At 70.1% G+C, this 13,066-nt stretch carries 8 protein-coding genes; 2 read left to right on the forward strand and 6 right to left on the reverse strand.

Going from position 1 to position 13,066, the window contains the following annotated elements:
- Positions 1-26 precede the first annotated feature (26 nt).
- The 4 genes from AB7O82_RS21440 to AB7O82_RS21455 form a co-directional block, all read right to left on the reverse strand.
- A complete protein-coding gene (locus AB7O82_RS21440) occupies positions 27-1,841 on the reverse strand; it encodes a patatin-like phospholipase family protein (RefSeq protein WP_428620126.1) in 1,815 nt (604 codons plus the stop codon).
- A gap of 219 nt (positions 1,842-2,060) precedes the next feature.
- Complete coding sequence (locus tag AB7O82_RS21445; protein ID WP_428555386.1) at positions 2,061-3,146, reverse strand: M14 family metallopeptidase; 1,086 nt, start codon at positions 3,144-3,146, stop codon at positions 2,061-2,063.
- Between the two features lie 291 nt (positions 3,147-3,437).
- Positions 3,438-3,977: an adenine phosphoribosyltransferase gene (locus AB7O82_RS21450; protein ID WP_428555383.1), complete on the reverse strand. Its 540-nt coding sequence runs from the start codon at positions 3,975-3,977 to the stop codon at positions 3,438-3,440.
- 18 nt (positions 3,978-3,995) lie between these two features.
- Positions 3,996-5,453: an amidase gene (locus tag AB7O82_RS21455; RefSeq protein WP_428620128.1), complete on the reverse strand. Its 1,458-nt coding sequence runs from the start codon at positions 5,451-5,453 to the stop codon at positions 3,996-3,998.
- 563 nt (positions 5,454-6,016) lie between these two features.
- Here AB7O82_RS21455 and AB7O82_RS21460 point away from each other — a divergent pair.
- Together AB7O82_RS21460 and AB7O82_RS21465 are read left to right on the forward strand one after the other, a co-directional pair.
- The gene (locus tag AB7O82_RS21460; protein ID WP_428555484.1) at positions 6,017-6,466 is read left to right on the forward strand and encodes a cupin domain-containing protein; all 450 of its coding nucleotides are present in this window, start codon (positions 6,017-6,019) and stop codon (positions 6,464-6,466) included.
- Positions 6,467-6,561: 95 nt separating this feature from the next.
- On the forward strand, positions 6,562-6,798 hold the full coding sequence (locus AB7O82_RS21465; protein ID WP_428620134.1) for a cupin domain-containing protein: 237 nt from the start codon (positions 6,562-6,564) through the stop codon (positions 6,796-6,798).
- A 340-nt stretch (positions 6,799-7,138) separates the two neighbouring features.
- Here AB7O82_RS21465 and AB7O82_RS21470 read toward each other — a convergent pair whose 3' ends face one another.
- Entirely contained in the window at positions 7,139-10,543 is a 3,405-nt protein-coding gene (locus AB7O82_RS21470) for a carboxyl transferase domain-containing protein (RefSeq protein WP_428620130.1), read from the reverse strand.
- A 581-nt stretch (positions 10,544-11,124) separates the two neighbouring features.
- Positions 11,125-13,066 (reverse strand): ATP-dependent helicase HrpB (gene hrpB / locus AB7O82_RS21475; RefSeq protein ID WP_428620132.1); only part of this gene is annotated, 1,942 nt, incomplete at its 5' end.

Below are 13,066 nucleotides of genomic sequence, written 5' to 3' on the forward strand. Positions count from 1 at the left end.
GACCTTAGTCGCCGCTGTTCCGCATTTCAGGCGACGAACAGCCGCGCGCCGGTGGGCGCGGCGCGCGCCTTGTCGAGCGCCTCCATCGTGGTGCGGTAGCCGATCTCGACGGCGGCGTCGAAGCCGGTCCAGTCGAGCAGATCGAGATGGTTCATCGGCGGCACGATCAGCAGGTCGGCCGCGGCGCGGTCCTCGGCGGCGCGGGCGGCGCTGGCGACCAGGGCGGAGCGCAGCAGGATGCGCACGATCGAGGGGATGGGCAGGGTCTCGTTGCGCTTCCAGATCATGCGGCGGAAGAACTGCCACGCCGACCATGGCTCGGTGACGCCGGCGCCGGCCGCCAGCGCGCCGCCGGTGTCGATGTCGACGCCGATCGTCATGCCGCGCCCCTGGCGGCGCATGGCACGTACCGGGAAGTTGTCGATCACGCCGCCGTCGACATGGACCTCGCCCGCCTCGTTGAACGGCGGGATGACGCCCGGGATGGCGACCGAGGCGCGCAGCCAGCGCCACAGCCTTCCCGCGGTGTGGATGTCGGCGTTCGAGGTCGTGAGATTGGCGGTGACGCAGTAGAAGGGCAGGACGAGGTCCTCGATCTCCTTGTCGCCGAAGGCGGTGCGCAGCAGCCTCGTGACGTGCCGGCCGGTGAACAAGGAGATGAACGGCAGCGTGTAGTCGTTCAGCGGATTGGTGTCGACGAAGGAGGCGCGGAAGCGCTCGGTCAGCTCTTCGTCCGACCAGCGCGAGGCGACGCCGGCGGCGACAATCGCGCCCATGCTGGTGCCGCCGACCTGGTCGACCGGCACGCCCGACAGCCGCAGCGCCTTGACGACGCCGATATGGGTGAAGGCGCGTGCGCCGCCGCCCGCCATGACCACGCCGACGGAATGGCCGGTCAGCAGCCGGGCCAGCCGATCGATGTCGGCGGGGATGTCGAGCCGGATGTGGTGATGCTGGCCGTACAGGCCGCCGGCCAGGACCGGCGCGGTCGCCCCGGCGGACGGGTCGCGCCCTTCGTGCAGCAGCACCAGTTCGCGCCGGCGGTGGAACACCGCGCCGCTCTGCGCCGTCTCGATTTCGAACGGCAGGCGGGTCGGGCGGTCGTCGTCGGCTTGGCGGACCACGACCAGGCAGTCGGCCTGGCGCAGGCAGAGCTCGGTCCATCTGGTGGCCGTCGGATCGGCGCGATAGAGGACGAACGACGATTCGGTCTCGCAGCGCGCGAACCATTCCGGCTCCTGGTCGATCGAATCGGGCCCGAGCATCTGGACCTGGGTGCCGATGCGCCCCAGCGCGCTCGCGAGCAGGACGGCGAAGCGCGCCGACGGCACGTTGGGGCCCGCCGGCAGCAGGGCGAAGGTGCGCGGCGCGCGGCGGCGCTTGGCCGGCCCCAGGGCGTTGCGCATGGCGACGCTGCGCATCAGCGTCGGCAGCACCTCCGGATGGAGCGCCGTCAGCCGGTCGAAGCTCGTGCGCCCGAGCCGCCAGACCTCGCTGTCGCGCAACGCGGCGACGCTGCGCGTGCGCTGGGTGTGCGACAGCAGGGACATCTCGCCGACGATGTTGCCGGGCGGGATCTCCGCCATCAGGATCGGTTCCTCGGCGCTGTCGTCGTCCTCGTGACGGAATACGCCGAGGCAGCCCGAGGCCACGACATAGACGGCGTCGGCCGGCTCGCCCTGGCGGAACAGCGGGGCGCCGCCGGGCAGGGCGGTCAGGGCCATCTCGCGCTCGACCGCCGCCATGCTGTGCGAATCGAGATCGGCGAACAGAGGCGCGCGCTGCAACGCGCGGCGGAGTCGGAGCCGCGCCGTGTCTTCGCTCGGCGCGAGCAGGCTCACCAGAGATCCCTCATGGCCGGGACCGCGCCATTGACAAGGAACAGACTCTTCCGCTGGGAGCGCGCCACTCCGATGGTGCTCATGGGATCCGTGATCGGGAAGAAGAGCGCCATCTTGGCGGAGATTACTCCGCCACCAGTGGCGCGCTCCCAGCGATGAGCGCCGCTGACGTGGCGCACTCTCGACATGGATCCCCCGCGGTTCATGTATTGAGCCCCCTCATGCGTTCAGCCCCGCGAGCGCCCAGCCGATCGTCTGGGCGGCGCGCGCCCACACCATGTCGCGCCACTTGTCGCCGGACGGGAAGAAGCGCTCCTTGATCTCGGCCTTGATCTGTTTGCCGAGCGGCGAGGCGAGGTCGCCGCGCTGGTGCAGCCAGTTGTCGGCGCGCACCGCGGTCAGCACCTCGGGCACGGTGTAGGTGCCGTACTCGATGGCGATCGAGGTCACCTCGGCGTCGGGCAGCTCCTGCGGGAAGCAGTCGGTCATGACGCCGACCACCACTGCCGAGGTCGAGGTGCCGCTTTCGGGCGAGGTCATCTCGTCGCCGTACCAGGCGCGCGAGCGCGCGAAGGATTTCGCGTCGGGCGCGACGGCGCAGATCAGCTCGCCGTGACCGAACGGGCCGAGGCCGGTGTGGAAGTCGATGATCCCGACGCGGCGCGCGGCCGACAGCTCCCGGCGGGCGATGGCGCGGATCGTGCGGTTGCTCCAGGTCGGCGCATTGCCGCCGAAGAACACGCCGTCGGGATGGGTGTACTGGCCGGCACTGATCGCGCCCTGCAGGCCGTAGGCGCCGTGCGTCTGGCTGTAGGCGTCGAACACGCGACTGGTCTCGGCGAGGCTCGCCTCGTTCCACTCTGGGGGCAGGATGGAAGCGGCCAGCGCCTCGTAGCCCGCGTTCTTCGGATAGGCCTTGTCGTGGTCGACGAAGTTGCGGTTGAGGTCGACGTTGTCCTCGGTGACGCGGCGGCTCCAGGCGAAGCCGTAGGGATTGATGGCGTGGATCAGCAGGGCGCCGGTGTTTTTCGGCAGCCTGGCCGGCCCGCCGTTCTTCAGCCACGCGATCTCGGCGCCCGAGCCGCAATGGCCCTCGACGCCGTGCGTGCCGGCGATCAGCACCAGCATGTGCGGTGCGTCGGCCGGGCCGAAGCGCGCGGTATCGAGATAGAGCAGCTCGCCGCCGGGCCCGCGCGCCCTGGGATTGAACCACGAGCGCAACGCCCCGCCCGCCTCCGCCGCCGCACAGAACTTCGGCCGCGCCTCGGCGTAGCTCTCGGAAAAACACGCTGAAATCAAAACCATCATTTCCTCCGGCTGCATGGTAGCACGAAGGCGATGGCGCCGTGGGGGCACGCGCTGCACTGCAGCACCCCTGATCCTCCTTGCCAAGCTTTGCTTGGGGAGGTGGCGCGTCTTTCGCGACGGAGGGGTCATGCCTCATGCGGACCGCGGGCGTCCCGCCCGCTCATGATCATGAGATGAGCGGCGCATTTGAATGCGCCGGGCGGGCGAGACGCCCGCGGTCCGGAAGACCATGGCCCCCTTTGTGCCGCGCAAGGCACGATACCTCCCCAGCGAAGCTGGAGAGGTCCTCTAGGAGTCGTATTGCAGCAGCGCCTCGACCGGCATCCTGAGGCGCTTGCGGCCGTCCAGGAAGGTGAGCTCGATCACGCAGGCGGCCGCCGGGACGACGCCGCCGACCTGCTCGAGCAGGGTCGCGGCCGCCGCCATGGTGCCGCCGGTTGCCAAAAGGTCGTCGACCAGGACGACGCGCATGCCCCTGCTTATGGCGTCCTGCTGGACCTCGATCGTGTCGGTGCCGTACTCCAGGGCGTAGGTGTGGCGCACCGTCGTGCCGGGCAGCTTGCCCTGCTTGCGCAGCATCACGAAGCCGGTGCCGAGCGCCAGGGCGAGCGGCGCCGCCAGCAGGAAGCCGCGCGATTCGATGCCGGCCAGGACGTCCGGCCTGTGCGGGCGCACCGCGTCGGCCATGCGCTCGATCGTGGCGTGCCAGGCCTTGGCGTGCGCCAGCAGCGTGGAGATGTCGTAGAACAGGATGCCCGGCTTGGGAAAATCCGGGATCGAGCGGATGTGCTTCTTGAGATCGATGTCGTCGCTCATTGGGTCGCTCATGGACGGGGACTCCTGCGCTCAGCTGTAGGCCGGCGGCGGCTCGAAGCCGCGATATTCCTTCTCCAGCAGCTTGGCGAAGGCGATGGTGGTGTAGTCGTCGTACTGCCGGCCGACGACCTGGACGCCGATCGGCAGGCCGTCCGCCGTCTGGCCGATCGGCACGGCGGTCGACGGCAGGTAGGTGACGCCCGTGTAGCCGGCCCAGAAGATCTGGTCGACGACCGGCAGCTTCCTGTTGTTGATCACGATGGTGCGCTCGTGCCGCGGGTCGACATGGTCGTGCGTGAACGCCGCCCCCATGGAAATCGGACAGATCATCACGTCGAAATCGTCGAAGAACTTGTCCCATGCCAGCCGGAAGCGATGGCGGCGCTCGTTGAGGTGCAGCCAGGTCCGGTGCGGCAGCGAATTGCCGCGCTGCATCTGGGCGAAGTAGCTCTTGTCGCTGGCGGACAGCGAGGCGGCATCGGCGGCGGCCTTGGCGAAGGCCTCGTCGCTCAGCCGCCCCGAGGTCGCCGCGCGCAGCAGCTTGACGTAGACGTCGGCCAGCTCGGTGGTATCGAACGCCGGTCGCGCCTTGTCGTCGACCTTGGCCTTCTTCTTGGCGAGGAAGTCGGCCAGCTTCTGGATCTCGCCCTGGACTGCGCGGTCGACAGGGGCGTTGCGGTCGGTGCGCAGCACGGCGACGCGGAAGTCGCGCAGCCGGCTCTTCTTCGCTCGCGGCAGCGAAAGCTTCCAGCCGCGTCCGTCGATCTCGTCGGGGCCGGCCATGGCGTCGAGCGCGATCTCGAGATCCTCGGCGCCGCGCGCCAGGGGACCGACCACGTTGATGTCGCCATAGGCCACGGTGTTGCCCAGCCGATGACCCTTGGGGCAGACCACGCCCCAGGTCGGCTTGTGGCCCCACACGCCGCAATAATGCGCCGGGTTGCGGATCGAGGCGCCGATGTCGCTGCCCGCCTCGATGCCGGTCAGGCCGGCCGCCAGCGCCGCCCCCGAGCCGCCCGACGAGCCGCCGGGCGTGCGCGACAGGTCCCACGGGTTGTTGGTCTGGCCGTAGATCGCGTTGTAGCTCTGCCAGTCGGCGAGGTTGAGCGGCACGTTGGTCTTGCCGAACAGGGTGACCCCGGCGGCGAGCATGCGCTCCACCACCAGCGCATTGGTCTCGGCGACGGTATCCTTGAAGGCGGGATCGCCCCAGGTCGTCGGGAAGCCCGCGACGTCGAACGATTCCTTGATCGTCATCGGCACGCCGTGCAGCGGCCCCAGCTTTTTCCCCGCCTTGACCGCCCGGTCGGCCGCCTTTGCTCGTTTGCGGGCGCCTTCGATGTCGGTGGCGATCACCGCATTGAGTTCGGGATTGTAGGTCTCGACCCGCTTCAGGTAGAGATCGAGCAGCTCCAGGCAGCCGATCTTCCTCTTCCGGACCGCCGCGGCGAGCTGTTTGGCGGTCTGGAAGGGCAGGTCGAGCGGCATGGCGGGTCCGGGCGGAAGGCGATGAAGGGACTAGCCCGTACCACATCGCCGCCGCTCATGCGAAGCGCGCGTCCTCATTCTCCTCCCCAGCTTCGCTGGGGAGGTGTCGCCGTAATCGGCGACGGAGGGGTCGAGCTTTCTTGGACCGCGGGCGTCACGCCCGCTCATGCTCATGATCATGAGCATGAGCGGGCGAGACGCCCGCGGTCCAGGAAGACCATGACCCCTCCGCTTGCCTGCGCGAAGCCGAAGCGGCTTCGCTTCGGCGAAGGCAGGTCCGCGAAGACGCGGATACCTGTACCTTTTCCAGACCTGAGTAGGTGAGCGGCGTAGGGGTTGCCCCATGGGCGACGGGCCGAATGTCGTATCCTGCCAGGACCGAGCCAGTCCGTCGGGAGCAACCAGCGGACACCTCGTGCCTCGAGCACCCGGGGAGGACATGTGCCCCGACGGATTGGCCGCGATCGATGCCCAGTAGGAAGTCCGCGCTGGTAAGGCGAATCCGGTTGAAGGATGCCGGAGGCGGGCCCACAGTCGAGGGCCCCGACGGATGGAGGAAACCGATGTCGACTGCCGCAGCCGCCAAGTCTCGCCCGCGCAAGTCCACGCCCGCGACGTCCAACCAGAAGATCGGCCACGCCCGCGCCGCCGACCCCGTGCTGGTCAAGGGCCGCCGCGACTTCTTCAAGTACCGCGACCTCGAGGTCGACAAGGCCAGCGGCGGCGCGATGCGCGCCCAGGTCATGTCGGCGAGCCAGGGCATGAGCCGCCCGACCGGCTGGCACTATCACGAGTGCGAAGGCCAGTTCGTCTACATGATGAAGGGCTGGGTCGATTTGCAGTTCGAGGACGGCCGCACCATCCGGGTCGAGGAGGGCGATTCCCTGTTCATCCCCGGCTACCTGCCGCACAACGAGATCAGGACGTCCGACACCATGGAAATCCTCGAAGTCTCCGTGCCGGGCAAGATGGGCACCACGCCCTGCGAGCCGCCGCCGGGTTTCAAGGACTGATACGCCACGGCAACCTGCTGGCGGCGCTGCCGCGCGCCGCCGAGCAGGAGCAATTCGATCCGCTGGTCGAGTCGCAGGGCATCCGCATCGAGCGCATCGTCTCGACCGGCCAGGCGAGCCCCGCTGGCTTCTGGTACGACCAGCCCGACGACGAGTTCGTCGTGCTGCTCGCCGGCGCCGCCGTGCTGCGCTTCGAGGGCGGCGACCAGCGTTTCGACCTCAAGCCCGGCGACTGGCTCGAGATCCCCGCGCATGTCCGCCATCGCGTCGACTGGACGCAGGCCGATCCGCCGACGGTGTGGCTTGCGGTGCATCGCGCGCGGCGCGCGTGATAGGAGGACCGCGGGCGTCCCGCCCGCTCATGCTCATGGCCGGGAGCGCGCCACTCATAGGCGCCAACTTTGCCAAAAGAAAGCGTCATGCGCTGGGAGCGCGCCACTCCGATGGCGCTCTTCTTGGTGATTACACATCCCATGAGCGCCATCGGAGTGGCGCGCTTCCAGCAAAGTGGCGACGTCGATGGGCAAAGTTAGCGCCTATGAGTGGCGCGCTCCCGGTCATGAGATCCGTCGCTCGCCATCGCTCAGGCTCGTTCCTGGATCGCGGGCGCCCCGCCTGCTCACGATTCTATGAGCGGACGAGACGCCCGAGGTCCGATGAGCGCACCGTCCCTCACCAGGCATCGATCATCGGGCGCTTCTTGCCAGCGCGGGGTGGCGGCGGGCGGATGGCGGTCAGCAGGCTGGCGATCCAGGTGCGCGTTTCGGCCGGGTCGATCACGTCGTCGACCGTGAAGTTGGTCGAGCGGTTCAGGGCTTTCCCGGCTTCGTAGGCCTTCGCCACCATGCTCTCGTAGAACTCGCGGCGCTTCTCGGGATCCTCGATGGCGGCGAGCTCGGCGCGATAGCCGAGCTTGACCTGGCCTTCGATGCCCATCGGCGCGAACTCGCCGGTCGGCCAGGAAACGTAGAAGTAGGGGGCCCGGTAGTTGCCGCCGGCCATCGCGCTCTGGCCGAGGCCATAGGCCTTGCGCAGTATGACCGTGAAGTAGGGCACGCTGAGATTGCTGCTGGTCAGGAACATGCGGGCGGCGTGACGCACCAGCCCGGTCTTCTCCGCCTCCGGCCCGACCATGATGCCCGGCGTGTCGCAGAGATTGACGATCGGGATGTCGAACGCGTCGCACAGCTGCATGAACCGGGCGCCCTTGTCGGAGCCGTCGGAATCCACCGCCCCGCCGACATGCTTCGGATCGTTCGCGATCACCCCGACCGCTCGACCCTCGATGCGGATGAGCGCGGTCACCATGGTGCGGCCGAAATCCCTGCGCAACTCGAGCGTCGAGCCTTCGTCGGCCAGGGTGTGGATGACGTCGCGCACCTCGTACACGCGCAGCCGGTTCTCCGGCACGACATGGCGCAGGCGCCGCTGGTCCGGCGCCGACCATTCCCTGAACGGTCCCTGGAAGTAGGCGAGATACGTCTTGGCGGCGGCGACGGCCTCCGCCTCGTTCCGGACGGCGATGTCGACGACGCCGCTCTTCGTCTGCACGTCGATCGGGCCGATGTCCTCGGGCGCGAACACGCCGAGCCCGCCGCCTTCGACCATCGCCGGGCCGCCCATGCCGATGTTGGAGTCGGCCGTCGCGATGATGACGTCGCAGCAGCCCAGCAGCGATGCATTGCCGGCGAAGCAGCGGCCGGCAACGATTCCGACGACCGGCACGTAGCCGGACAGCTGGCCGAAATGGTGGAAGGTGTCGAAGCCGATGAAGCCGCCGTAGTCGTCGTCGCCCGGACGACCGCCGCCGCCTTCGGCGAACAGGACGAACGGCATGCGCCCGGCCTCGGCGATGTCGATGATCTTGTCGGTCTTCCAGTGATTGTGGACGCCCTGGGTCCCGGCGAAGACGGTGTAGTCGTAGGCCATGACGGCGACACTGGCGGCAGTGGCATCGAACCGATCGCCGTTGACCTTGCCGACGCCGGCGACGAGCCCGTCCGCCGGGCTGCGCGTCAGAAGGTCGTCGAAACCGCGCCGCCGCCGCTGCGCGGCAATGACGAGCGGGCCGTACTCGACGAAGCTTCCGGGGTCGACCAGGTCGGCGACGTTCTCGCGGGCGGTACGATTTCCGGTCTTGCGCCGCCGCTTGACCGCATCGGGCCGGCTTTCGTCGAGCGTCAGGGCGCGCCGGTCCAGCACTTCCTTCAAGTCCGGACGGATCGCGTCCAGATCGGCCTGGCCGATGGCGTCCTGCGCTTCGCTCGCGACCTCTGCCGGCTCGAGCGTCACCAGGAGCTGGCCTTCCCACAGCGCCTCGCCGGGCTCGACATGGATCGCGCGCACCATGCCCGCTTCAGGCGCGATGACCGCGTGCTCCATCTTCATGGCCTCCATGACGCAGACCTCGGCGCCGCGCGGCACGGCGTCGCCCGCCTGGACGGCGAGCGTGACGACCGTGCCCTGCAGCGGCGTGCGGATGGCGATCATTCCCTCCGGCGCCAGTTCCTCCGGCGCACGGGCAGCCCCGGCGGGCCCGTCGCCCTGTCGCCGGTCGGCGCTCTGGCCATAGGCAAGCACGGACAGCGGATCGGTCGCGTCGACCTTGACGCCGGCGCGACCACGCCCGACCTGGGCCGCGCGGCCCGGCTCGGGCGCGTTTGGGGCGGCGTAGAAGCGCGGATGCACTTTGGCGCCGCTCGCCGCCAGCCCGGCCGCGTTCGCCTCGACGTACCCGGTGTCGAAATCGCCGCGGCACACCGCCTCCTGCCGCACGAGGTTCTGCAGAAACGCGATGTTCGTCGGCACGCCGGCGACATGGAACTCGCACAGCGCGCGATAGCCCTTGGCCGTCATATCCTCGACCCGGCCGGATCCGGCATGGACGATCAGCTTGGCGAGCAGCGAGTCGTACGACGGATTGGTCGTGTATCCGGCATAGCCGTAGCTGTCGACGCGGATGCCGGCGCCGGACGGCGGCTCGAAGACCGTCATGGCGCCCCCGCCGGGCTTCGCCGACCCGTCGGGCTGCATGGTCTCGGTGTTGATACGGAGCTGCATCGCCATGCCGCGCGGGACCGGCGGCGCGTCCGCCGTCAGCCCAAGGTCCGCGAGCCTGGCGCCAGTGGCCAGCCGCAATTGCAGGTCGACGAGATCGAGGCCGGTGACCGCTTCGGTCACCGTGTGCTCGACCTGCAGGCGCGGGTTGGCCTCGATGAAGGAGAAGTCGCCATTGTCGCGATCGACCAGGAACTCGAACGTGCCGAGGCTGCGGTAGCCCGCCGCCCGGGCCAGCGTCAGCGCGGCGTCCAGCAGGCGTTGACGAACGTCCGGATCCAGGTTCGGCGCCGGGGCGAGCTCGACGAGCTTCTGGCGCTGGCGCTGTAGCGAGCAGTCGCGCTCCCAGACATGCATGACCGACGACCCGTCGCCGACGATCTGGACCTCGATATGCCGCGCGCTGTGGATCAGCTTCTCGACGAAGAGGTCGCCCGATCCGAACGACGCGGTTGCCTCCGACCGGCATCGCGCGAACGCGTCCTCGAGCTCGGCCGCGGTGCGGGCCGGCCGCATCCCGCGGCCGCCGCCGCCGGCGACCGCCTTGACCATGACCGCGCCGTCGGCGCCGAGCCCGGCCAGGAAGGCCCGGGCCTCCGGGAGCGTCGTCGGCGCGGCGGTTCCCGGCAGGACCGGCACGCCGAGCGAGCGCGCGAGGTCGCGCGCCTTGTGCTTGTCGCCGAAAATCTCCAGCGTCTCCGGCGCGGGGCCGACGAACACCACGCCGGCTTCGGCGCAGGCCCGCGCAAAGCCGGCGTTCTCCGAGAGGAAGCCGTATCCGGGATGAATCGCCGCCGCGCCCGCCTCCCGCGCCGCTTTCAGGATGGCCGAGGCGTCCAGATAGGCGGCGGCGCCGCGACCCGGCAGCACCATGGCTTCGTCGGCTTTCCGCGTGTGCAGGCTGGCTTCGTCATCGGCGGGGTAGACCGCGACGCTGCTCATGCCCAGCTCGGCCGCGGCGCGGAAGATGCGAATGGCGATTTCACCACGGTTGGCGACGAGCAGCTTCAGGTTTGTCATGTTCTCCGACACTCGATTTCTTTGGGAGCAGTCGCCGGTGGCGAAGCATCCGATGTCATCAGGGTCAGCCGGTATTGGCCTCCCGGGCAGTCTAGCCGCTCGCCGGTCTCTTGCGAGCGCCAGACCAGGCGGACCGTTCGCGTATCGAACGCATCGTCGGCGGGTGTGATCATGCTCATGCGGACCGCGGGCGTCCCACCCGCTCATGTTCATGAGCCTTGAGCGGGCCGGACGCCCGCGGTCCAGGATGACTACCGCCCCCGCGGCTTTGCCCGCGCCGTCGGCGGGTGTGATCATGCTCATGCGGACCGCGGGCGTCCCGCCCGCTCGTGTTCATGAGCCTTGAGCGGGCGGGACGCCCGCGGTTTAGGATGACTACCGCCCCCGCGGCTTCGCCCGCGCCATCGGCGGGTATGATCATGCTCATGCGGACCGCGGGCGTCCCGCCCGCTCGTGTTCATGAGCCTTGAGCGGGCGGGACGCCCGCGGTCCAGGATGACCACCGTCCCCGCGGCTTTGCCCGCGCCGTCGGCGGGTGTGATCATGCTCATGCGGACCGCGGGCGTCCCGCCCGCTCATGTTCATGAGCCTTGAGCGGGCGGGACGCCCGCGGTCCAGGATGACCACCGTCCCCGCGGCTTCGCCCGCGCCGTCGGCTCGGCGACCAGCGGGTCGTCGGGCCAGTAGTGGCGCGGGTAGCGGCCCTTGAGCTCGGCCTTCACGGCGCGATAGCCGTTGGCCCAGAAGCTCGCGAGGTCGCGCGTGACCTGCACCGGGCGGCGCGCCGGCGACAGGAGCTGGATGGTGAGCGGCACCGCGCCGCCGGCAATGCGCGGCGTGTCGGTCAATCCGAACATCTCCTGCAGGCGCACCGCGAGCGTCGGCTCGGCGGGATTGTCGTAGGCGATCGGCACGCGCGAGCCGCTCGGCACCTCGACATGCGTCGGCGCCAGGCGGTCGAGCTCGCGCTGGCGATCCCACGGCACCAGCGTCTTGAGGGCGGCCTCCAGGTCGAGGCGGGCGAGATGGTCGCGGCGCGACACGCCGTCGAGGAAGGGCAGCAGCCAGTCCTCGAGCGAGTCCGTCAGCGCTGCATCCGAGAGGTCGGGCCAGCTCGCATCGTGCCGGCGCAGGAACGCCACGCGCCGGCGCCAGGTCGCGAGCTCGTCGGTCCACGGCAGGGCCGACAGGCCGAGCTGGCGCACGCCGTCGAGCATCGCCCGTCGCACCGCGTCGGGATCGGGCCGGGCCAGCGGCTTGTCCTCGAGTACGAGCGCGCCCAGCCGGCGCCGCCGGCGCGCCAGGACGGCGCCGTCGCGCTCGCTCCAGCGCACGATCTCCTCGCCGACGATGCGCTCGGCGTAGAGCTCCTCGATGTCGTCGAGGGCGATCGGCGCGGCGAGGAAGATGCGCGAATCCTGCGCCGAGCCGTCGAGATCGGCGACGACTAAAAATTCCTCGGTCGCCATCGGATCGCCTTCGGGCAGGGCGGCGCCGCGGCCGCCCGACAGCAGGTAGCGTCCGGCGGTTCCCGGCCGCCGGCGGCCGATGCGGTCGGGATAGGCGAGGGCCAGCAGGGCGCCTGTCCTGGCGACATCGGGCCTCTCGGTGCGGCTGTCGCGTGGCATCAGGCGGCGCGCTGCCTCGAGGATCAGCCGCAGGGTGCCGTCGCGCTTGCCCGACAGGGCGATGTCGACGCGATGGCGCAGGTCGACGTCACGCTGGCCGGGCGGCAGGCGCAGGAAGTCGCGTTCGCTCAGGATGGCGGCGAGCAGGGCGGCGATCTTCGCCTGCCCCATCGTGCGGCCATGCAGGACGAGATGGGCGAGCCGCGGGTGCTGGCCGAGCCGCGCCATCGCCCGCCCATGCGGCGTGACGAGCCCGGCGCGATCGATCGCGCCCAGGTCGGCCAGCAGGGCCTGCGCCGTCGCCAGGCTGGCGGCGGGCGGCGGCGTCAGCCAGGGCAGCATGGCGGCGCTGGCGCCCCACACCGCGAGCTCGAGCGCCAGCGGCGCCAGGTCGGCGTCGAGGATCTCGGGCGGCGTGAAGGGCAGCAGCCCGCGCTGCGCCGCCTCGGTCCACAGGCGATAGCAGGCGCCGGGCTCGAGCCGGCCGGCGCGGCCGCGCCGCTGGTCGGCCGAGGCCTGGCTGACCCGCAGCGTCTCCAGCCGCGTCATGCCGGATTGCGGCGAGAAACGCGGCACGCGCATCTGGCCGCTGTCAATTACCACGCGGACGCCCTCGATGGTGAGGCTGGTCTCGGCGATCGAGGTCGCCAGCACGACCTTGCGGCGGCCCGGCGGCGAGGGCGCGATGGCGCGATCCTGCTCGGCCGGCGACAGGTCGCCGTAGAGCGGGGCGACGTCGACATCAGGGCCGAGATCGCCGAGCCGTTGCTCGACGCGACGGATCTCGCCGACTCCGGGCAGGAACACCAGCGCGCTGCCGGGCTGCTCAGCCAGCGCGCGACGGACGGTCGATGCCACGACATCCTCGATGCGCCCGGTCGGATCGCGGTCGAGG

Origin of the sequence: Reyranella sp. (assembly GCF_050185545.1) — a bacterium.
GTDB lineage: Bacteria > Pseudomonadota > Alphaproteobacteria > Reyranellales > Reyranellaceae > Reyranella.